21 protein-coding genes are annotated in these 22,021 nt (G+C 58.5%); 13 read left to right on the forward strand and 8 right to left on the reverse strand.

The window, feature by feature from the left end; all coding sequences use genetic code 11:
• Positions 1–186: 186 nt before the first annotated feature.
• Positions 187–900, reverse strand: a complete 714-nt coding sequence (locus WBL42_RS11060) for a tetratricopeptide repeat protein (RefSeq protein ID WP_424721336.1) — start codon at positions 898–900, stop codon at positions 187–189.
• A 196-nt stretch (positions 901–1,096) separates the two neighbouring features.
• Here WBL42_RS11060 and WBL42_RS11065 point away from each other — a divergent pair, with 196 nt between their 5' ends.
• From WBL42_RS11065 to WBL42_RS11095, 7 genes are all read left to right on the forward strand, one after another.
• Positions 1,097–2,677 (forward strand): CTP synthase, encoded by a 1,581-nt coding sequence (locus tag WBL42_RS11065; RefSeq protein ID WP_424721337.1) that lies wholly within the window; start codon positions 1,097–1,099, stop codon positions 2,675–2,677.
• 25 nt (positions 2,678–2,702) lie between these two features.
• A complete protein-coding gene (gene guaA, locus WBL42_RS11070) occupies positions 2,703–3,620 on the forward strand; it encodes a glutamine-hydrolyzing GMP synthase (protein ID WP_424721338.1) in 918 nt (305 codons plus the stop codon).
• Positions 3,621–3,684: 64 nt separating this feature from the next.
• Positions 3,685–4,833, forward strand: a complete 1,149-nt coding sequence (locus WBL42_RS11075) for an aspartate aminotransferase family protein (protein ID WP_424721339.1) — start codon at positions 3,685–3,687, stop codon at positions 4,831–4,833.
• Positions 4,805–5,863: a histidinol-phosphate transaminase gene (hisC, locus tag WBL42_RS11080; protein ID WP_424721340.1), complete on the forward strand. Its 1,059-nt coding sequence runs from the start codon at positions 4,805–4,807 to the stop codon at positions 5,861–5,863. The genes WBL42_RS11075 and hisC overlap by 29 nt, the downstream gene beginning before the upstream one ends.
• Complete coding sequence (locus WBL42_RS11085; protein WP_424721341.1) at positions 5,860–6,372, forward strand: adenylate kinase family protein; 513 nt, start codon at positions 5,860–5,862, stop codon at positions 6,370–6,372. Before hisC ends, WBL42_RS11085 begins: the two co-directional genes overlap by 4 nt.
• Complete coding sequence (locus WBL42_RS11090) at positions 6,369–6,965, forward strand: CDP-alcohol phosphatidyltransferase family protein (protein WP_424721342.1); 597 nt, start codon at positions 6,369–6,371, stop codon at positions 6,963–6,965. The genes WBL42_RS11085 and WBL42_RS11090 overlap by 4 nt, the downstream gene beginning before the upstream one ends.
• A 252-nt stretch (positions 6,966–7,217) precedes the next feature.
• Entirely contained in the window at positions 7,218–9,497 is a 2,280-nt protein-coding gene (locus tag WBL42_RS11095; RefSeq protein WP_424721343.1) for a beta-propeller domain-containing protein, read from the forward strand.
• Positions 9,498–9,778: 281 nt separating this feature from the next.
• On the opposite strand, the gene WBL42_RS11100 is transcribed toward WBL42_RS11095, so the two are convergent.
• The 3 genes from WBL42_RS11100 to WBL42_RS11110 all read right to left on the reverse strand — a co-directional run bounded on the left by WBL42_RS11100 (position 9,779) and on the right by WBL42_RS11110 (position 12,669).
• Positions 9,779–10,741 carry a helix-turn-helix domain-containing protein gene (locus WBL42_RS11100; RefSeq protein ID WP_424721344.1) on the reverse strand — a complete coding sequence of 321 codons (963 nt, stop codon included), beginning with the start codon at positions 10,739–10,741 and terminating at the stop codon, positions 9,779–9,781.
• Between the two features lie 103 nt (positions 10,742–10,844).
• Complete coding sequence (locus tag WBL42_RS11105; protein ID WP_424721345.1) at positions 10,845–11,492, reverse strand: TfuA-related McrA-glycine thioamidation protein; 648 nt, start codon at positions 11,490–11,492, stop codon at positions 10,845–10,847.
• Positions 11,455–12,669: a YcaO-related McrA-glycine thioamidation protein gene (locus WBL42_RS11110; RefSeq protein ID WP_424721346.1), complete on the reverse strand. Its 1,215-nt coding sequence runs from the start codon at positions 12,667–12,669 to the stop codon at positions 11,455–11,457. Before WBL42_RS11110 ends, WBL42_RS11105 begins: the two co-directional genes overlap by 38 nt.
• Before the next feature lie 152 nt (positions 12,670–12,821).
• On the opposite strand from WBL42_RS11110, the gene WBL42_RS11115 reads away from it, so the two are divergent.
• Both WBL42_RS11115 and WBL42_RS11120 read left to right on the forward strand, forming a co-directional pair.
• Positions 12,822–12,992: a hypothetical protein gene (locus WBL42_RS11115; RefSeq protein ID WP_424721347.1), complete on the forward strand. Its 171-nt coding sequence runs from the start codon at positions 12,822–12,824 to the stop codon at positions 12,990–12,992.
• Between the two features lie 15 nt (positions 12,993–13,007).
• Positions 13,008–15,200 (forward strand): PAS domain S-box protein, encoded by a 2,193-nt coding sequence (locus WBL42_RS11120; protein WP_424721348.1) that lies wholly within the window; start codon positions 13,008–13,010, stop codon positions 15,198–15,200.
• Between the two features lie 155 nt (positions 15,201–15,355).
• Here WBL42_RS11120 and WBL42_RS11125 read toward each other — a convergent pair whose 3' ends face one another.
• Entirely contained in the window at positions 15,356–16,042 is a 687-nt protein-coding gene (locus tag WBL42_RS11125; RefSeq protein ID WP_424721349.1) for an MBL fold metallo-hydrolase, read from the reverse strand.
• A 251-nt stretch (positions 16,043–16,293) separates the two neighbouring features.
• Positions 16,294–16,908: a hypothetical protein gene (locus WBL42_RS11130; protein ID WP_424721350.1), complete on the reverse strand. Its 615-nt coding sequence runs from the start codon at positions 16,906–16,908 to the stop codon at positions 16,294–16,296.
• 61 nt (positions 16,909–16,969) lie between these two features.
• Here WBL42_RS11130 and WBL42_RS11135 point away from each other — a divergent pair, with 61 nt between their 5' ends.
• A complete protein-coding gene (locus tag WBL42_RS11135) occupies positions 16,970–18,286 on the forward strand; it encodes a PAS domain S-box protein (protein WP_424721351.1) in 1,317 nt (438 codons plus the stop codon).
• Between the two features lie 45 nt (positions 18,287–18,331).
• Here the strand turns inward: WBL42_RS11135 and WBL42_RS11140 are convergent, their stop codons facing one another.
• Complete coding sequence (locus WBL42_RS11140) at positions 18,332–18,943, reverse strand: isochorismatase family protein (protein ID WP_424721352.1); 612 nt, start codon at positions 18,941–18,943, stop codon at positions 18,332–18,334.
• A gap of 347 nt (positions 18,944–19,290) precedes the next feature.
• Here WBL42_RS11140 and WBL42_RS11145 point away from each other — a divergent pair, with 347 nt between their 5' ends.
• Entirely contained in the window at positions 19,291–19,788 is a 498-nt protein-coding gene (locus WBL42_RS11145) for a hypothetical protein (RefSeq protein WP_424721353.1), read from the forward strand.
• Between the two features lie 157 nt (positions 19,789–19,945).
• On the opposite strand, the gene WBL42_RS11150 is transcribed toward WBL42_RS11145, so the two are convergent.
• Positions 19,946–20,680 (reverse strand): CDGSH iron-sulfur domain-containing protein, encoded by a 735-nt coding sequence (locus tag WBL42_RS11150; RefSeq protein WP_424721356.1) that lies wholly within the window; start codon positions 20,678–20,680, stop codon positions 19,946–19,948.
• Between the two features lie 204 nt (positions 20,681–20,884).
• On the opposite strand from WBL42_RS11150, the gene WBL42_RS11155 reads away from it, so the two are divergent.
• Together WBL42_RS11155 and WBL42_RS11160 are read left to right on the forward strand one after the other, a co-directional pair.
• Positions 20,885–21,280 (forward strand): hypothetical protein, encoded by a 396-nt coding sequence (locus WBL42_RS11155; protein ID WP_424721354.1) that lies wholly within the window; start codon positions 20,885–20,887, stop codon positions 21,278–21,280.
• A 53-nt stretch (positions 21,281–21,333) separates the two neighbouring features.
• The gene (locus tag WBL42_RS11160) at positions 21,334–21,705 is read left to right on the forward strand and encodes a heavy metal-binding domain-containing protein (protein WP_424721355.1); all 372 of its coding nucleotides are present in this window, start codon (positions 21,334–21,336) and stop codon (positions 21,703–21,705) included.
• Positions 21,706–22,021 lie beyond the last annotated feature (316 nt).

The following is a 22,021-nucleotide window of genomic DNA, read 5'->3' on the forward strand; positions in this document are numbered from 1 at the left end:
CTGCCCCCCTCTTGCGTCACCAGTCCCCGCGGGGGACGGGGTGCAGTGCGATGACCCGGGTCAAATGGCAGGTAATACGTCGTCATCGCAACCGGGGGATGCCATAGCGGCGGGGGCAAAGCCCAAAAGAGTGTCAGCGATTATGAGGTTTTCTACAGACCAAAAATAATTTAAAAAAAGTCAGGATTATTTCTTCTTTCCTTCCGCTTTCTTATTCCCGGGTTTTTTCCCATCGGTCCTGCGGAATTTTACGTACCAAACGGCACCGGCTGCCGCAATAACGACGATAATGACAAGAGCGATAGTTACCGGTGAAGTGAGTGGCGAGGATGCACCGTTCTCTGCCTGTGCAAGCCCGGTTTCTGCTTCGGTGTTATTCGGGTCAAGGGCGAGTGCCTTGTTATAGGCGTCGACAGCTCCGCTGTATTTCCCGGCCGCTACGGAAGCGTTACCCAGGTTGAGCCAGCCTTTCAGGTACGCAGGGTCAATACCTACTGCATGGTTGTATGCATCCACGGCATTATTGTAGTCTCCCTGCTTTGCGTAAATGAAGCCCTTGTTGTTCCATAACCCGGTGCTGTTGGGGAACTGGATTATGCCAGTGTCTGCTGTTTTGAGCGCTTCGTTGTACTGCCCGAGCTCGGCAAGTGCTGCTGCCTTGTCTTTGTACACGTACATCAGGCCGTCACCCTCTCCAAGGAGGGTGGTGTTATCCGCAAGGGCCATGTCGAAATACTGGACCGACAGGTTATACTGCCCGCCGGCAATCGCAACCTCTGCAAGGTTAAAATCGTTCGTTGCGTTATCATGGACCGGTGTGCCAGCAGCCATGACCGGCTGCAGGATACAGGCAAGCAGGAGGAGAATACCCCCCATTTTGATACATTTTCCGGGGATCATGGGTACATATTTTCGTGTCTGCTCAAATTAATCTTGCTTAAAGGCGAAATGCCGGAAACGGAGTCTGATCTACCGGTACTTGTGAATGTGGTATGCTTATGAATGTCCTGGCTTCACCAAACGGCGTTCCCACCAATAATAAGGTAACACTAATACGGATAGTGAGCAAAATATACAGCAATCGGGGAGATCTCTAGTGAAATACATCATTATTACCGGCGGAGTGATGAGCGGTCTGGGCAAAGGGATCACGGCCGCATCCGTGGGACGGATCCTGAAAAACCGGGGCTACCGGGTGACTGCGGTCAAGATCGACCCCTACCTGAATATCGATGCAGGGACGATGAACCCGGCCCAGCACGGTGAAGTCTTCGTCTTAAAGGACGGGAGCGAAGTAGACCTTGATCTCGGCAACTACGAACGTTTCCTCGACATCGAGCTCACCGCCTCCCACAACATCACCACCGGCAAGGTATACCGCACGGTCATCGACAAGGAGCGCCGCGGCGACTTCCTGGGCGAGACCGTCCAGATCATCCCCCATATCACCGACCAGATCAAGACCTGTATCCGGCAAGCGGCAGAAGAGGAGTTCCCGAACGGGACAACGGCGGACATCTGCCTGATCGAAGTAGGAGGTACCGTTGGCGACATCGAGAGCATGCCGTTCCTCGAGGCGATCCGCCAGATGCGGGGAGAACTTCCGCCCCACGATTATGTCCTGATCCATGTGACCCTGATCCCTGAGGACACGATGGGGGACATGAAGACCAAGCCCACCCAGCACTCGGTCAGGGCCCTCCGGGAACTGGGCCTCCACGCGGATATCATCGTCGGGAGGAGCGAGAACCCTATCAGCGCCGGCACCAAGCGCAAGATCTCCGCGTTCTGCGATCTCCCCCAGAATGCGGTTATCTCTGCTGCGACCGCACCGGACACCTACGCGGTCCCGATGGAGATGGAGAAGGAGGGCATCGCCGATGTGCTCTCCACGCACTTCGGGCTTGACCGGAAAGAGGCGGACACGGCCTGGTACCGGATCGTGAACAAGGAGTACACGAACCGGGTGACGGTGGCGATCGTCAGCAAGTACGGGATCGAGGACGTATATATCAGTATCAAGGAATCCCTCAAGCACGCCGGCCGGGCACTCTCAACGGAAGTCAAGATCGCGTGGCTGGATGCGGAGCGGTACGAGAGGTCCACGCTCAAGGACTATGACGGGATTCTCATCCCCGGCGGCTTCGGGAAGCGGGGCATCGAAGGGAAGATCGAAGCGATCCAGTTTGCCCGGGAGAACAACATTCCCTTCCTCGGCCTCTGTCTCGGGTTCCAGCTGGCAACGGTCGAATTCGCCCGGCACAAGGCGGGTATCGCAGACGCGACGAGCGAGGAGTTCGGTGATGGCTCGCACGTGATCGCCCTCCTGCCGGAACAGGAAGGGCTCAACGAACTGGGCGGGACTATGCGCCTTGGGAACTACACTGCGGATATCAGGAGCGGCACCCTCGCATCAAAACTCTATAGTGAGAAACAGATCGTCGAGCGGCACCGCCACCGGTACGAGGTGAACCCCGGGTTTATCGGAAAACTCGAGAAAGCCGGCCTGGTCTTCTCGGCAACCAACAAGAACAGGATGGAGTGCCTCGAACTCCCCGGGCACCCGTTCTTCTTTGCAACGCAGTTCCACCCCGAGTTCAAGTCCCGGCCCACAAAACCGTCGCCGCCTTACCTGGGATTTGTCGAGGCATGCGGGGCGAACAAGCGGACAAAATAAGGTTTGGGAGAGAAGGGAGATCACCATGGTCAATACAGAGAAGTTTATCAGCCAGTCCGTAGCCGTGATCAAGGCCGCAGCCGGCAGTGAGAAAGTCGTCGTGGCGTTATCCGGCGGCGTAGACAGTTCGGTCTGCGCAGCCCTTGCCGCCCGGGCGATCGGCGACAACCTGATACCGATCTACATAGACACGGGCCTGATGCGCAAGGGGGAGACCGAACGCATCCGGACGATCTTTGGCAACATCCATCTCAATATCGTCGATGCCGGCGACGAGTTCCTCGATTCCCTGAAGGGGATCACGGACCCCGAGGCCAAGAGGAAGGCGATCGGCGAGCGGTTCATCCGGGTCTTCGAACGCGAGGCCAGGAAGCAGGGCGCAACGTGCCTGCTTCAGGGAACGATCTATCCCGACCGGATCGAGAGCGAGGGGGGAATCAAGAGCCACCACAACGTGGGCGGCATGCCGCTCCACATGGAGTTCACAAAAGTCATAGAACCTATCCGCGACCTCTATAAGGATGAGGTCCGGGAGGTTGCAGGCGCTCTCGGGCTCCCAAAGGAGATCCAGCACCGGATGCCGTTCCCGGGACCCGGCCTTGCGGTCCGGGTGCTCGGCGAGGTTACCCGGGAAAAAGTTGCCGTCATCCGCGAGGCGAACTGGATCGTCGAGGAGGAACTCGTAGAGAAGTACCAGCCATGGCAGTGCTTTGCCGCCCTCCTCGGCCTTGGCACCGGTGTCAAGGGTGACAACCGTATTCACGGCTGGATCGTTGCGGTCCGTGCGGTCAATTCAAGGGACGGGATGACCGCCGATCCGATCAACATCCCGTTCGAGCATCTTACGAGGATCGGATCGAGAATCACCGCAGACATCCCGAGCGTTTCGCGGGTGGTATACGATATCACCGCAAAACCCCCGGCAACGATCGAATACGAATAATCCTGCGAATGGATGCAGGCACCGGAAGACGAACCAAAAGCAGAATTAAAAAGTTGTTAACGTGATGGGAATGGAAAAAACCAGCCAGTTCAAAGCACTTGACGAACGCTACTACATGCCAGCGTTCTCCCGTGATATTGCCATCGTAAAGGGTGAGGGATCGAAAGTCTGGGACGCAGACGGCAGGGAATATATCGACTGCGTTGCAGGAATTGCCGTCTGCAGCACCGGCCACTGCCACCCGGCAGTAGTGAAGGCGATCTGCGATCAGGCACACCAGCTGATCCACTGCTCCAATCTCTACTATGTCCCGCACCAGGGCGAAATGGCACAGAAGATCGTGGAGATCACCGGCATGCACAAGACATTCTTCTCAAACTCCGGGGCGGAAGCAACGGATGCGGCCCTGAAACTTGCCCGGGTCCGGACCGGCAGGAAGAAGTTTGTCGCTTTCACCCACGGGTTCCACGGGCGCACGGTCGGCTCCCTTGCTGTCACGCACAAACCCTCAATCCGCGAACCGTTCGAGCCGCTCGGCATCATAAAGACGTTTGTGGAATACGGGGACGTTGACGCGCTCAGGAAAGTCGTGGACAAGGAAACGGCAGGGGTCTTCGTGGAACCGATCCAGGGAGAAGCCGGGGTCATCATCCCCCCGGACAGCTTCATCGAAGGCATCCGCGAGATCTGTGACGAGACCGGCGCCCTGATGATCGTCGACGAAGTGCAGACCGGTATGGGACGCACGGGAAAATGGCTCGCCATGCAGCACACCGGCGTAACACCCGATGTGGTCACGCTTGCCAAGGGGATTGCCAGCGGATTCCCGATGGGTGCGATTGCCGCCCGGGAAGGGCTCGAGTTCAAAAAGGGCGAGCACGGGAGCACGTTTGCCGGCGGGCCGCTGGCCTGTGCCGCCGCGCTCGCCACCATCGGCGTGATCGAAAAGATCCTGCCCGACGTCTCCCGCAAGGGTGCCCGGTTTGCTGATGGCCTGAAGAAGTACAACCCCCGCGTGCGGGGGCTGATGATTGGCATCACCATAGGGGATAAGTGCCCTGAGATCCAGAAGAAGTGTGCAGAGCAGGGCGTGCTCATCAACTGTGCAGCGGACGGGAACCTGCGTCTGGTCCCGCCCCTGACAATAACCGACGCCGAGATAGACCAGGTGGTCAGGGTGATCGATGGAGCAATTGGTCAGGTCATGCTATAAGAAGAAGAGCGGCTATGTCTTTGCAAAGAAGGCAGAAGATATCGCCCGCGAGTACGGGATGAGCCGCATAGCCCGGCTCGCGAGCAACGAGAACCCCGGGCCGCTCTCCCCGGCAGCGCTCGAAGCAGCGGAAGCGGCACTCAGGACAGTCAACCGGTACCCGGACGAGCGGGTGAACGTGCTGATGAACGCCCTCAGGTCCACCTACGGCGACTACCACTTTGTCACGGGCGTGGGTATGGACGGCGTCATCGAGACTATCATCCGCACGCTCGTGGACCCCGGCGACCAGGTTGCAATCTCCACGCCATCCTTCTCGTTCTATGCCCTTGCGGCGATGGGGCAGGGAGCCGAAGTAGTCACGGTCCCGCGGGAAGCGGACTTCTCCGTGGACACAAAGAAGCTGATCAAGGCGGCGAAGATCGCGAAGATCACCTTCCTCTGCTCCCCCAACAACCCGACAGGGAACGCAACGTCTACTCAGGATGTGGAAGAGATCCTCGCAGGGATCGAAGGCCTCCTCTTCCTTGACAACGCCTACGTGGAGTTCTCCGGGATCGACTACCTCCCGCTGATGAAGCGGTACGAGAACCTCGTCCTCGGCCGGACCTTCTCCAAGGTCCACTCGCTCGCCGGCCTCCGGATCGGGTACGCCTTCACCCCCCGCTGGCTGCCACCCTGGTACCAGCGGGCCGGCACGCCGTTCACTGTCAACTCGGTCTCGGCAGCAGCGGCAGCAGCAGCGCTTGGCGACAAGGAGCACGCGGAACGCTTCATTGCCCATGTCCGGGAGTGGCGCAAACGCATCACGGAGGAAGTGAAGTACCCGGTCCTGCCGTCCGATGCAAACTTCGTGATGATCGATGTCGCTCCCCACACAAGCGACGCGATGGTGGAGGAACTGGCACGACAGGGCGTCGTAGTCCGCTCCTGCCGGAGCTTCGCGGGCCTTGAGGACCACTATATCCGGGTCAGTATAGGCGAAGACTGGGAGAACGAACAGTTCATACAGGTGATCAACTCCTTATGATGTGCGGCATCACCGGGACCCCGGGCACCGGCAAATCGATAATCGGCGACGAGCTGGCGCACCGGGGGCACCGGGTTGTCCACCTCAACGATACGGTAGCACCATACGTGGTCGGTGAGGACGAGGACCGGGACAGCCGGATCATCGATGTTGACCGGTGGGCCGCGGAATTCAAACCCGTGGACGGGTTCGTGGAGGGCCATTTCGCCCACTTCCTGCCCTGCGACCGTGTCGTTGTGCTCCGCTGCCGGCCCGACGAGCTGAAGGTACGGCTGGCGCAACGCAAGTACCGGGAAGCAAAGATCCGGGAAAATGCCGAAGCCGAAGCGCTCGATGCCTGCCTCATCGAGACCGTGGAGGAGCACGACCCTTCCCGTATCCTCGAACTCGACACTACCGGCCGGGACGCCCCGTTCTGTGCAGACAGGATCGAACAGTTCGCCAGAGATGAGATACCGGCAGATTTCGGCCATATCGACTGGTCCGGCTACCTGGAGATCCAGCCATGACCCTCGATCAGTACCGTTCCCATGTTAAAGTCTATTTCGATCCGCTCGTAGCCATTGCAATCCGGTGCCGGCTCACCCCGAATTTCTTCACGATCGCCGCCCTTCTTGCTTCGGCGGCCGCAGGGGTCTTCTTCTTCCTCCGTATGGAGATCTGGGGTATCCTTGCCGTTGCCCTCAATGCCTTCTGCGATGCAATGGACGGGGCCGTTGCCCGGGAGATGCAGGTACAGAGCAGGCGGGGCGACTTCCTCGACCATGCAGTGGACCGGTACGCGGACATCTTCATCATAACCGGTATCTTTGCCGGCGGGCTCGTACCGTGGCAGATTGGCGTCTTCGCGCTGACCGGGGTCCTGATGGCCTCGTATCTCGGCACGCAGGCGCAGGCCGTAGGGGTCGGGCGGGTTTACGGCGGCCTTCTCGGCCGGGCCGACAGGCTCGTCCTCATCCTCGCGGTCGGGTGCCTCGAGGTCTTTGCACCGGCGGTATTCTTCGGCCTGTCGTGGTTCGGCTGGCTCTTTGTCCTCTTCGGGTTCTTCGGCCATATCACCGCATTCCAGCGGTTCGCGTACGTCTGGGCAAAAGTGGAATAATCTGTTTTTTTGAAATTCACAAAGGATAGTGTTATTTTTTTAACGGGTTTTTCGCAGGATTTTTCCGGATAACCGTACTATTTTTTTCATTCATCGCGAGCGCTATCAGAATTTCTCGCGTTTTTTTAACCATTGATGGTGATCCCGGTAAAAATCCATATCCTGTCTGTATAATCCCGGATCCGGCAGATGTGTAGAGTGTTTGCTCATAAATCGTTTATTACCCGGTATCATCACCCATGAGTGATTCACATGCTCCCAAAAACTACAGGAATATTTTTAATCGCCGGCATTATCCTCGGCGTCATTGCATGCCTTGGCATGCTGATGCTGACCCAGACGGGGCCGTTCGGCGACTGTACTGCGATACTTCCCCAGGTTTCCATCGGCCAGACGGGTATCGGGTCCGATATGGGGGACATCCCGGAATTTTCTTCCGAGGAACAGGCACAGAAGTTCCTCATCTCGCATACGGACACCGGGGAAGGTTATTCCGGTTCCAGTACCGGGACACCTGCACCAAAAACAACTGCTGTCTTCACGGGAGCGGGAGGAGATCGGACCTGGAGTTTTGATGTCGATACCTCGACATTTAAACCGGATGAATATATCATTACGGCTGATGCTGTCCTGCAGAATGCCCAGGCCTCAACTCTCTTCAACGTGCTCGACCGGTCGGCCGGCCCGTTCCCGAAACTCGCAGGGGCCGGCTCTTCCTCTTCAGGTGGGACCGATTATTACATCACCATCGATCCGGTTAGCGACCACTATGTCGGGGACCGGTTCACGATCACCGGTACTACCAATATTCCTGCGGACGATGAGCTGCTCGTCCAGGTCTATTCCTCCTCATTCAGACCTACGCAGAAGAGCCAGAGCGGGGAATTCAGCGGGGCGACCGGGACCGTAAAAGCCTCGGATGCACCCCGGGTCGTGGCACCGGTGGCAACGGCAGTAGCGGTGACGGCTGTTCCCACGTCAGCAGAAGACCGCAAATATTCCACCACCAATGTCCAGGTCCGGGATGTTGAAGAGGCAGATATCGTCAAGACCAACGGGACCTACATTTACACGGTTACCGGCAACACGCTCCGGATAATCGATGCATATCCAGCAGAACATGCGAAGATCGTGGCTACCCTGAAATTTTCCGGATCCCCGCAGGCCCTGTATCTCAACGGGGACCGGCTGGTCGTGATCAGCGAAGAGAGTGATACAAGGGAGTTCTGGCAATGTGCAAAGATCGGCTGTACGGATGCCTCCTGGTCCCGGCCGAAAACCCTGATCTTCACGTACGAGGTCTCCGATCCCGCCCACCCGGAACTTGTCCGCCAGATTGCCATCGATGGCTCCTATTCGGATTCCCGGATGATCGACTCGTATCTCTATTTCATCACTACGAGTACGGCAGGAACTTCCCCTGACGGGAACACGTTCCCGCAGATCCTCGATTATGCAAAAGGGACCGTAACACCGAATGTCTACTACTTCGACCGGACGGACAAGGAGTTCTCCTATTCGATGATCGGGGCCGTTGATATTGCCGCGAAAGCGCCGGTGAGGGCAAAGACATTCCTGATCGGGTCCGCGGGAACGGTCTATGTCTCCCCGGCACGCATGTATATCGGGATCGCGACCCCCGCCGATGACAGCGGGGCGATGCAGACCGATATCTACGCGTTCACGCTTGATAACGGGAAGATCGCGTATGCCGCCCAGGGAACCGTGAACGGGGTCCTGCTCAGCCAGTATTCCCTCGACGAATCGGGAGGTAACCTCCGGCTCGCCACAACCGGGATCGAGGGGGCCGGTAAGTACAAGGGGTACTTCAGCACGGTCTATGTCCTTGACAGCAGCATGAAGGAGATCGGGAGCCTTAAGAAGATCGCACCCGGCGAGCAGATCTCTGCCGCCCGGTTTGTCGGCAGCCGGCTCTACATGGCAATGCACCGGGAGTCCGATCCGCTCCTGGTGATCGATCTCTCCGACCCGGCAAACCTGCACATACTCGGGGAACTCCAGCTCCCGGGCTATGCCGGTTACCTGCATCCCTATGACGAGTCCTACATGATCAGTGTAGGGAGAGAGTCCAGCAACGGAGGCGTCAGGCTCGCCTTGTTCAATGTCACGAACGTAAGTGCCCCGTCGGTTGTCGACAGCATTGAACTCGGGGGACGGGGGAGTGATTCGGAAGTCCTGCGGGATCCCAAGGCGTTCCTGTTCGATAAGGACATGAACCTTCTCGTCCTGCCGGTACAGCTGTACGGGCAGTCCGGATCGGTTGCCTACAAGAAGTACCAGCCGCCGGAAGACGCCGGCATCTGGGGCGGTGCCTACGTTTTCAGCGTAACCCCTTCACAGGGATTCCACCTGAAAGGAACCGTCGAGCATTACGATTCCAGCTCCGGTTCCCCGTCACCGGTCAAACGATCCCTGTACATTGAGGATACCCTCTATACCCTGTCATCGGATATGATCGTCATGAGCGATCTCAAAAACGGTCTTGCCGTGATCAATTCCCTTGCATTGTGAGTGTGTCAGGCATCATCCATTTTTTCTCCCGGGAATACCCGGATGAACGGAGTGGTGCATACGGGATGTTTTTGGTCAGACGATATTTATCCTGCCGGAATCTGATCTTTTTTACCGGCAGCCTGAATGAGGGGGCCGTCATGTAATGCAGGGAATATGGGGGAACTCGCTGTTACCTCCCCATTTTTTCACTCATCGCCGGAGTTACCGTCATAACGATCACCGTCCCCTCCCAATGCCCTCCCGTTAACGCAAGCCCGGGTAATCTCTCTCGCGAGAGCTTACGAAGACGAGAACCGGTTCAGGATGTAACGTGTCATTGCCTTCCCGGCCAGGGCCCGGGTGGATGCATCAACCCGGATAAAGAAGAGTTCCTCGCTGCCGGTATCGACAAAGACCGGCCGTTCGGTGGGCCTGACGTGCACGTGGCAGAGTGTCCTGCCGCCTATCACCGGGAACGATATCCGGATGAACCGGCTGGCCGAGTCGAAGATCTCCGGGAGATATTTCCTGACTACGGAATCGATCAGCATCCGCCGGTACCCATCGGGGTTGCGATCCATTTCCTGGAGGAGGGAGTACTCATCCTCGATACCGACTATTTCTGTCGTACTGAGCATCCGGTCCTCCCGGATCCCTATCACGAGATCCCCGCCATCGGTGTTCAGGAACCCGGCGATCGACCGGGCGATGATGAATTTCGAGGCATTGTTCCGGTATTTCCGCACTTCGGCAGACTGGCTTGCCTGGATATCCTCCTTTGTAAGATCCATGCTCCAGAGCGACCGGAGCTTGAATTCCACGTGATCGCACTCACCGGTCCGGATCATCGTATGTATCGCACCGGCATCCTCTTCCGGTTCCGCGTAGGGACGGAGTATCCGGGTCTTCAGGATATATCCTGACCCGGCGGCAATGCCGATGAAGAGCAGCGCCTGGAAGCAAATCCCGGCCACGAGGAGCGGATTCGGCATGGCAAACGGGCCTGCGATGACCAGGTATGCAGCTGCGCTGCAACTGGCCACGTAAACGCCACGGCCGGGATAGAAATACGTAGTATACAGGATGGGGAAATAAAAGAGCTGGGGTACAATGGCACCGTACCCGGCAGCCGCGGAGAGGAATGTGACGCCGGCGATCGACAGGGTGATCGCACCGATCACAACGAACCGGACGAGATCTGTCTGTGACAGGTGGAGTGTCCGGGTCCTGTCAGATACCGGAAAGCCGGGTGACTGGATCATGGATTATGATGGCTTGGTCAGGATCGCTATTATATGTTGCCGGGCAGGCGACCGGATATTCACGGTTATCCGGGCAGGACACCGCACAATCACGAACGCGGGGCTATTCAACGCCGAGGCCGGCAATATACTCCAGCGCCTCGATCGCATCCAGCCGCTTCCGGTCACAGGCGTGCTCCCCGACCCATGCAAGGAACCGCTCCTGCGTCCCGGTCCCGGCAGGCCCGGCGGCTGCCGCAGCGATCCGGGCATACGTCCGGTGGGGGTAGAAGACCGACCGGGCAGCGGCGAGCAGGGCGTCGTGCTCCTCCCGGCTGATGACCCCGGCGTCCCGGGCCTTCCGGAGCGTAAAACGGATATTGACGAGCGGCTCCGAGAGCGAGTACCCCGAGACCGGATCGAAGACAAGCGCCACTTCGTCGTCTGATATGAGTTCCCCGGTTTTATACATCCGGTAGACTTCGCCGATACCCACCATGCCCAGCGTGTCCATCTCGGCAGCGCGGAGGGCACCCATGCTCGACGCACCGATGACCCGGACGCCCTTCCTGAGCGCAGCGAGGATCTCGCGATGGGCGACTGCTGACTCCTGGTGGAAGACGCCGTCGATCAGGCCGATGACTGTTGCACCGTCTTCAGCCGCCCGGATGAGGTCCCCTCTCTTTGCCGGGGGGCGGTACTCGGCGGGGAGGATCGCCTCTGCGGCTTCCCGATCAAGGCTGGGCCCGAGAAAGACGATGATCTTTTGCATTGTTCACCCGCTCGCCGCGGCGCTCCTGGTCCATGGCAAAGACCTCGAGGCCCGGCACGATCACCCGGACGACCGGGACACCGATCTCTTCCCGGGTCAGGTCGACGATGATGACCCGGTCCATGCCCTGCTTCTTCAGGGCCGCAATGATATTTTCGATATCCGTTTTGAAGTCATCCGTGTCGGACGAGCGGACCCGGGCGTAGTCCACGGTGCCGTTATCCCTGAACCAGTACCCGTTGATCCGTTTCGTCCGCTCGTAGCCCATCTTCTTCCGCATCTCCGCGATGGTCGTGTCCTCCCGGGCCCCGTGGATCTGGGTAAGCCGGCTCTGCGCCACTTCCGTGAGCGCCCGCATTACCGCGATCCGGGCGCTTGTGTGCGTCCCGATCCCGATCGTGAGGAGGAGCGGATCTTTTAAGAGCACGTCATCGGCTACTGCCGCCATGGTCGGGATGCCGATATCGCTCGTGATGTCCCGCACCCGCACCTCGACCTGTGCATGTGCAAACTTATCCTGCATGGCGGTGAGGGCCGGGTCCGTGATGCCCGTGACGCACGGCCCGGTGTCGCGGCAGGCCTCGACGAGCGACCAGGCATCCCGTTCGATCACCTCGGAGAGGGCGTGAAAGACTGCTTCCTCGAAGGTGTTTCCCGAAGCAAGGCCGTTTGTATTCGTGCGGAACGGCCCCCGGTAGTTGGGGGGGAGCGGGTGGAAGACCGCGTGGGACGGGACAAGGACCGGCTCGTCACGGGCAATATCCCAGCCTTCCGTCCACGGCATCAGCCGTTCGAGCTCTGCACACTCCGGGAGGATCAGGTCCGCCGGGTCGAGCACATTTTTGCCCCTCATCCGCACTTCGCCGTAGGGCGCGAGCTCCGGCCTCCGGTCGTGCAGCTCGGACGAGTACCGCTCGATGCCTTCCATGATGGCGGAGATCCGCGACTCCTCGACAGTTGCCCCCTTGCCGTTATACACCGTGATCGCACCGTCCATTGCGGTCGGGCGTATGCAGGAGAAGACCGGGATACCGATCCGGTCGAGGCTCGTTATGTCGGCGACCCGTGTGATCCCTGCCGCGGGTACCAGCGGTTCGATGCGGGCGAGGGTCGTATCAAGCGGGGCTGCCCGCTGGGTCTCGGTGTTATAGGTCTTCTTGCAGGAGTTCAGCCGCATGGAAAAGTCTCTTGACTAACTGTGGACACTTTTTGGGTTTATAGGTGATTATTTCCTGGTTAGCGCGAACTCATCAATCCCGCAAAAGATGGCAGGGACCGGATACAAAAATCATAATTCACTCTTCCTCCCCTGTAACAAGAAATAGCATTATGAAGTATGAGCCCAACACAAGCATACCAGACAACGGCGGGGTGATGCATTATCGTATGCGACTCCGCCATGCAGGAAAGGAGTTGGCAGTCACGATCACCGGAAAGCATGGAACCACACCTGCTGCTTGCGAACGCAGAGGAGACGCATGGCTGAACCAGTGCACCTGAACAGGGAAATCCCGCATGAATAACTTTGGTTCCAGCCCGGGCGGACCCGACAGCACCCACAACGGAATATTTTCTGAGATCATGTGGCTGTCACTCATTGTTGCCAGCACTACAGGCGTCGTATTCTTTACCATCTACTGCCTGTTGCAGGGTATCACGACCATCTTCATGCACCTGTATTACTTCCCGGTGATCCTCCTTGCCTACCATTACCGGTACCGCGGGTTCGTACTTGCGACATTCGTGTCCCTGGTATATGTCGGGCTCGTCTATCTCTATGATGCAGGCCAGGCGGACGTTATAAGCGGGGCATGGTTGCGGTTTTTTGCATTTGTCGGGGTCGCAGCAGTGGTGGCATATCTTTCGGAGCACCTGTGTGAAGACCAGAACGCCATCCGGGAGAGCGAGAAGAAGTTGCGAGCGCTCTTTGAAAATATGCTTGAGGGGTTCGCTTACTGCAGGATGATCTACGATGCGGATGGCAGGCCTTCCGACTGGGTGTACCTTGAGGTGAATACGGCATTCGGGCGGCTGACCGGCCTGAAGGATATTACCGGGAAGCGGGTACTGGAAGCAATACCGGACATCCGTACCCAGACCCCCGAACTCTTCGATACGTACGGGCGCGTGGCATCCACGGGAAGACCCGAGACGTTCGAGATCGATTTCACACCGCTGAAGATGTGGCTGAAAGTCTCGGTCTTCTCCCCGGCGAAAGGAGATTTCGTTGCGGTATTTGAGGATATCACCGATCTCAAACGGGCTGCTGAGGAGCACCTCCGCCTGGCTGCCATCGTAGAGTTCTCTGACGATGCCATTATCGGAAAGAACCTGGACGGGATCATTGTTTCATGGAATACAGGCGCTGAACATCTCTATGGTTATACGGCTGAAGAAGCAACCGGTAAACCGGTCTCCTTCCTGGTACCGCCGGGGGAACGTGACGAAACCCCGGGGATCCTGGAGAGGATCCGGGGCGGTGAGCTGATCAGCCACCTCGAAACAAAGCGCAGGACAAAAGATGGCCGGGTTATTGATGTGTCCCTGACAATCTCGCCGATAAAAGACAGGAAGGGGACGGTCCAGGGGGCATCGGCCATAGCCCGGGACATTACCGGACGTAAACGTGCGGAGGAGGCGCTCCGGGAGAGCGAGAAGCGGTACCGCGATATGTTCGAGCTCAACGATGCAGTCATGTTCATTGTCAACCCGGCCACCGGCCGTATCGTGGACGCGAACTCCTCCGCCAGCCGCTACTATGGTTACACCAGTGAGGAACTCTCCGGCATGGTGATCACGGAGATCAACATCGCTGAACCGGATATCACCAGGAAGAATATGTCCCATGCAGTTGAAAACCATGGAGAAGTCTTCCAGTTCCGGCACCGGAAAAAGAACGGGGAGATCCGTGATGTCGAGGTGTTCAGTGCACCTGTCACGCTGGGCGGCCAGAAGCTTCTCCATTCGATCGTCCAGGACGTGACCGAACGCAACCTGGCAGAAGAGGCGCTGAGGCAGGCCAATACCAAGCTGAACCTGCTCTCGAGCATCACCCGGCACGACATAAAGAACCAGATCTTTGCCCTCAAGGCTTATCTCGAGCTCTCCCGCGAGACCCTCAGCGATGCGGTAAAAACCTCGGAGTTCATCCTCAAGGAAGAGCGGGCCGTTAATGCGATGGAACGCCAGATCACGTTCACCAAGGAGTACCAGGACCTGGGCGTGAAATCCCCCGTCTGGGAGGACGTGGAAGAGAGTATCCGGAAAGCACTGGCATCGCTGCCTGTGCGGGACATCCGGGTTGCCGCGGAAGTCAGCGATCTCGATGTTTTTGCCGATCCGCTGTTTGAGCGGGTGTTTTACAACCTGATCGACAATGCCCTGCGGTACGGGGGGCAGAAGATGACCATGATCCGCATCACTTCGCAGGAATCCGAAACGGGACTGGTGATCTCCGTTGAGGATAATGGTGGGGGGATATCCGCGGAGGACAAAAAGCGCCTCTTCGAACGGGGATTCGGGCATCACACCGGCCTTGGCCTCTTCCTCTCCCGCGAGATCCTCGCAATCACCGGCATCACCATCATCGAAACCGGTGAACCTGGCACGGGTGCAAGGTTCGAGATCCTTGTCCCGAAGGGGGTATACCGGTCCGGTGGTGTGACCGGTAACCGGGAAGGGTACGTGCAACCCGGTATTGATCGGTAGTGCCACAAGCCGTATCGCGGTTCCCCCGGTGATCCGGAAGGACCGGTCCTTGAGAGCCCCGTTTAAAAGAGAGAGACAACCGGGAATGCCCGCGGGCCCGCCACATGAACCGGACTTTTCTTTGGAAAATACCCTCCCTGTGCGATGCGCTGGGCTCAAACTTCCGAGGGAAGGGTTTTTACGAACTCCCGCACGGCTGCCGATGCCCCGGGCCGGAGCGGCACGCCGTGGCCCGTGAGCAACAGGTCGAAATCGAGGCCGGAGATTGTCCGGAGGGACTGGCGCTGCCGGGACAGGTCCATCGTGAACTGTGCCGGCCCTTCGGCGAGGGCCTTCCCGTCATACCGGAGGATATCCCCGGCAAAGAACGTCCCGGTCGCTTCATCCAGCAGCCCGATGCTGCCGGGCGTGTGTCCCGGTATGGCGATGCAGGTGAGGCCGTCGGTCACGTCCCCGTTTTTGAGGAGCCGGTCAGGTGTGAAGTCCCCCGGTTTCATGACCATGCCCACGATGCGCAGCAGGAGACCGCGGAAGCCCGGGTGAACCGGCAGGGCGAGTGCCCCGGTGACATATCCTGCATCGGCCTCGCCAACTGCGACTTTTGCACCGGGAGCCGCCTTTTTAAGCGCTGCTACGCCACCGATATGGTCCATGTGGAAATGCGTGATGATGATGTTCCTGATCTCCCGCGGATCCCGGTGGAGATCCTCCCTGATATAGGCAAGGATCTTCTTCCCGCTGCCTGGAATGCCCGTATCGATAACCGTCAGGCCATCGCGGACGAGGATGTAACTGTTCCCGTTGACCCCGTCCACCTGGTGTATGTCCGGTGTAATCTCCATAGTATCACTGATAATGGGTACGGATCTCCCGGATTATCAGGTTTCCCGACACGGGTTGTGCCGACCCGGGTTGTACATTTGTTTCCTCCGGGAGAAGGGCAATCACCCGGGCAGCACCCGATACTATCGTTGTGGACAGGATAACGGAAGCAAACGGAGGAATGCTCCAGCGGAATAGCGGAACGCAAAATTGAAAGGGTCCGGTCTCCCCGCGTCGCTTGTGGGATCCCTGGTACAGCAGGTAACCCGGGTCAGTGCCAGTATGCGTTGACAAAGAGTTCGTGCGTCCGCACGATGGGAGTGAAAATGTACAGTATCGCGGGAACAAGGATCAGGCAGACGACACTGTTCCCCAGCCACCACGCGGAGAACGCGGACCCGGCGCTACTCCACGGGATCACGCCCCCGAGAACGAGCGTGACGGACCCCCAGAGTGCCCCGCTGAGGTTATTGAGAAGAACGCCAAAGACCAGCACGATTGCGAGATCCCGCCTGCTGGCAAGAGCCGGGTCCGCCTGGAGATACCGGAAGGCGACCAGGGGAATGAGCACCTGCCAGAAATCTGCGAGCGACCAGAACAGGTTGACATCCGCAGGGATCCCGCTCAGCAGTCCTGCGCCGATGAAACACCCGGCATACGCGGCTGTCGCCCCCCACATACCGAACCAGAGGGTAAAGACAACCATCAGGGCAACCACGATATAGAACGACGAAATGCCCGGCCCCACGGCAAAGGAGATGACCGCAAACCTGGCGAGGAGTGCATTGATGCAGAGCAGCAGGAAGAACAGCCCGAGACAGATGGAAAACGGGGGATGGTGGCTGCCTGCCGGGTCCGCCGGTGGAAGCCCGTCGCTGGTCGTCATGGATCAGAGTACAATACAAACCCAAACAATATAATAGGGATCGATCTTATTAATCCCGGATATGGAGTGCCCGGAGAGTCCTGCAGACCGCCAGAAAAAGTTCTGGCCGCCGGTGTGGGGCCCGGTCCCGGGTGCATTGCTCTTTGCGGTGGTCCTCGCGGCAATCCTCGTCCCGTACTGGTGGCTTGCGGTGCAGTGGTCGGACCTCGCTTTTGCCGATCCCGGGCTCCAGTTCACCTTCATCACCACTACATTCCTCCTCGTACTGATCATTGCCGACAGCGTCTTCCTCATCCGTTATTACCAGATCGTCAGGAAACGCGAGTTCGGGCGTCAGGCCTGCGAGCTCCGGGAGAGCGAGGAGAAGTACCGGACGATCATCGAGAATATGCAGGATATGTTCTACCGGACTGACCTGGAGGGGAGGATCACGATGATCAGCCCGGCAGGGGTGAACCTCGCGGGCTATAATTCCCTTGATGAGATGATCGGCCTGAATGCCCGGGACATGTACGTGGACCCGGATGAGCGGGACCGGATCCTCGCTCTCGTTAAAGAAAAGGGAGCAGTTGCCAGCTACCCGCTCCGGCTCCGGCAAAAGGACGGCACGGTCCGGTACGTGACCGTGAGCAGCCACTTCCACCGGGACGCAGAAGGGAGGGTCCAGGGCCTCGAAGGTATCATCCACGATATTACCGGACTCCGTGTTGCGGAAGACGCGCTCCGCATGGCCAACAGGAAACTCAACCTTCTCTCCAGCATCACCCGGCACGATCTCAGTAACCAGCTGATGGCCCTGAAGGCCTATCTCCAGCTGAACGAGGAAGCGATCGACAAGCCGGCCGAGCTTGCGGAGTATTTCATCAAGGAGGTTAAAATTGTGGATATTATCGAGCGCCATATCAGTTTTACCCGGGATTATGAAGATATGGGCGTGAAGGCCCCGTCATGGCAGAACGTGGACGCGGTAGTGAAATACGCGATGACCTCACTCCCGATGAGAGATGTACGGATGACCGTGGACAGGTCAGACCTTGAAGTGAACGCCGATGCACTGTTCGGGAAGGTCTTTTACAACCTCCTCGACAATGCCCTTCGGTATGGCGGCAGCACACTCTCTGAGATCCGCATCTCCTCCTCCCCCGGGCCCGGCGGGGCGCTCATCATTACGTTTGGGGATAATGGCGCGGGTATCGAAGCCGGTGACAAAGCCCACATCTTCTCCAAGGGATTTGGGAAAAATACCGGCCTTGGTCTCTTCCTGTCGTCAGAGATCCTCTCGATCACCGGCATTACTATTGCCGAGACCGGGACCTATGGGAAAGGGGCCCGGTTCGAGCTGGCGGTCCCCCCGGGTTGTTACCGGTTCGGTACTTAGCCGCCAGGACATTCCCGAAGTGCCCGCCACCCTCTCCCGGGTCACTTACTGGAACCCGATCATGTAGCCGTATTTCGAATACACGTCTTTTATCAGGTCCATTGACTTCGGGTTGCCCCAGTCATGCATCCATTCCGAGACCAGCGACTCGGTCGTTATGGGAATGACTCCTGCCTGGAGCATCCTCTCGATCCCGTACTTGTGGGCGTCCGGTGTCGAATCCCCGGCTGCATCTACCAGCCCGTACACCTCATACCCTTCTTTCAGTGCATGCAGGGCGGTATAGGCAAAGCACATGCTGGTCCAGAGTCCCGAGATGACCACTTTTTTCCTGCCTGTCTTCTTAAAGGCATTCCAGGTCTTCTCGTCTTCGAACGCGTCAAAACTCGGCACTGCCCGGGCAAACACTTCCTGGCCCGGGAAGATCTTCGTGACATCCGCCATGAACTCCCCGTTGCGCTGGGGCCCTATCGCAGAGAGGACGACCGGGACGCCGAGAATCGAGGCGGCTTTTGCCGCACAGGTTGCCGCGTTCCGGATGATCGTCTTGTCTCCCGATGCGACCCCGGCAAACATTGCCGGCTGGTAGTCCACGAGTACGAGTACGCTGTTCTTATCCGTCAACAGTTCCAGTTTTCCGTCTTTTGGATTTGGCATATCGAAACCTCCTGACAATAAAGAAGTGTTCAACATATCCGGTATATAAAAGAGGGGATATTACTCATTCCAGATCAGGGGAGTTCTCGCATGCAGGGCTTGCCACAGCGGTGGGGATGAAACCCCCGGGAGCGTTGCCGTTTGTAATGATTTCCCCAAGAGCTGAAAATTAAACGCCTGCCCTCAGGGAAACGGGTGACGCGCTTTTGTGTATACCCCGCATTTTCCCCGTACAGGGTATGAAGGATCCCGGGTCTGCCGGTCCGGCACCTGACAGGCACACCGCTCAGTACCTGCTTTGAGGAGCAAGCGTATATACATGGAAATGTAAAGTAAACTTGACACATATGAAGAGCACCTACCTCATTATCGGATGCCTCTGCCTCCTTGCCATGGCAGTTATGCCAGCACAGGCACTCACGGCAAAAGCGCTCACCATAAACATTGATACGAGCGGAAATGCACAGGTTGATTTCCAGTACCAGCTCACGTTCGCGGAACAGGCTGCGATATTCTTCAATGTCGCCAATCCCTCGGACGAGCTGAGGAACGCTCTTGAGAACAACCTCAACGAGCAGGTCACCGTGGTAAAAGCGGACAGTTCCTCTGCCGACGTGATGATCCCGTCTTTTGCCGCGGTCAGCCAGTCGAACGGGACAGAAACGATAACGACACCGGCATTCTCGTTTGTCAACGCCCAGAACCAGATCCAGCAGTCCTGGTGGGCCGGCATCAACTCGGTCAACATGGCGCCCCAGGTGATGACCATCACGTTCCCGGACGGGTACCAGGCAACGTATTACAACCAGATCAGCTTCCCGTCTGTCGCCCATCAGATTTCATGAGCAGGTTTCTGCCATCCATTCCCGGCATACGGGAACCCTTGACAGGAACACGCAGAAAAAATTTCTTTTTTGTATGACAAGAACACCGGCGGTACTACGGTCAATATGCCCTGTTTCCCTGCTTACGGAACCGCCACAGGGAAACGGCAGTCAGGAATCACGTATCCGGTGAGGAGCCCGGCCCTGGCCCCTGCCTCTCCACGTGACTGCCGTCGCAGAACGGCTTATTGCCGGACTTCCCGCACCGGCAGAGGGTGACCCGGTTCCGGATCGTGTACGGCTTCCCGTCCCCGGACACGACCGGGATCCCGCCCCTGACCCAGAGCGGCCCGTGCTCGGCCCGCGGCGGGTACTCGATGACTACGATCGATTTCTCCAGTACCGGCTCGATCGCCTTCCCGGTCTTCCGGTCGTGAACAACGAGCCGGCCCGAGGGGCAGCTGCATCCCTCCTCGATCGCGGTCTCCCGGGCCTCCGGGATATCCGACTGCCGGGTCAGGTTCCAGATCCCCCCGGCCCGCATGCAGAACCGGGCATGGACGCAGAGGTCCTCCACGTCGTCCAGTTCCAGCGTCGGCCCCTGGATCTTTTTTGGGTGCCTGAGGTAGGACTCGCTGCCGGCGCGCTCCGTCCCGTCGAAGTGGACCGATGCATGCGTGCCGTCACAGAACGGCTTGTTCCCCGAGTGGCCGCACCGGCAGAGGGCATAGCTCTTCGTGACGGGATACCGGAACACTTCCTTCCAGGTCCGGCAGTACCCTTCATCATCATTGCAGATCTCCTCCCGGATCAGGGGGATGCCCCCGGAAACGAGGTAGGGGCCGTCTTTACTGACAACGATCTTCATACCGCCACGGGATGGCGGGATTGCCTGGGTGTGTTTTTCTGCCATGGTCTGCACGAGCTATACCGGGTATTTTCCCTGCCGGGATTAATCGGTTTGGATCATAGCAGGGAGTCGGGATCCCGTTCCGTCCCCGGGCCGGGTGCATCCGGGATACTGTCCCTTATCGCAGGGTTCTAAAAAATTCCCGCAGTTGAATAAACCCATAAATATTGCCAGGAGGTATTCTGTACTGTAAACAGATGTGATTCCATGAAAGATCAGATCCCCGCCTTTTCCGTGTGCACGGCCGTTCTCGCCATGGCCCTGCTCGTTGCCGGCTGCACCTCATCATTCCCCGTCAGCACGACACCCGTCACACCGGTATCGCCCGGTGTTACCCTGGGGCAGTCGTCGTCATCCTGCGGGTTCACCACGTGTCACGGTCCCGACCTTGCCTGCGGGACAAACGTACCCCAGGTATGCACCCAGGAATACCAGACTGGGGACAAGTGCCGGCTGTATGCGCAGTGCAGTTCAGGCAGCAACGGCTCGTGCTCGCTCGTCACATCCCCGCAGTTTGCCAGCTGCAAGGCCTGCGTTGAGAACTGCGCGATCAAATCCGGCGATGATGCGCTCGCGGCTTCCGACTGCGAAGAGAAGTGCTGATGCAGCAGGGGGAGGAGAGAATATCTAATATTTCAGATACGATTGTTGTACCGGTGAAATCCTTGACAACCGAGATCATTATCGTCAGCACTCCGTACCTGCCCGGCTATAAGATCACAAAGACCCTCGGGTTCACGTGGGGGCTTATCGTGCGGAGCCGGGGGCTCGGCCGGAACATCACGGCCGGGCTCCGCTCCCTTGCCGGCGGCGAGATCCACGAGTACACGGAACTCTTAAACCAGTCCCGCGAGCAGGCGCTCAACCGGCTCCGCGACCACGCGAAGGAGATGGGGGCCAATGCGGTGATCAGCGTGCAGTTCGACTCCTCCGAGATCGGGCAGACGATGACCGAGCTGCTCGCGTACGGCACGGCCGTGGCAGTGGAGAAGGATACGGTCCAGGCGAGCCCGGTCAGGCTCGGGTAGGGCACCAGATGGAGGGGGTGGCCCCTACCCCCTACCCCCCCTGCCTGGTGGTGGGGGGGGTTACCCGGGACCCCCCTTTACGCTGCGGGAAATTTCCCTACATACTCATTTTAAGAACCCTTCAAACTCCCCGGCACCGTCAGGGGGCGGATAAACGATCACGGCCGGCATGGGAACGTTACTCACTATTGGGGGGAGGAGGGTGCCGGCCTACCCCCCTCCTCCCGGATTTAAAATCGCATGGGCCCCCCACCCATGGGCTCATGAGGGAGGGGGGGTAGGCAGGGACACCCCCACTGAGGAGAGGGCTGGGTTG

Origin of the sequence: Methanoregula sp. (assembly GCF_049686655.1) — an archaeon.
Lineage (GTDB): Archaea > Halobacteriota > Methanomicrobia > Methanomicrobiales > Methanospirillaceae > Methanoregula.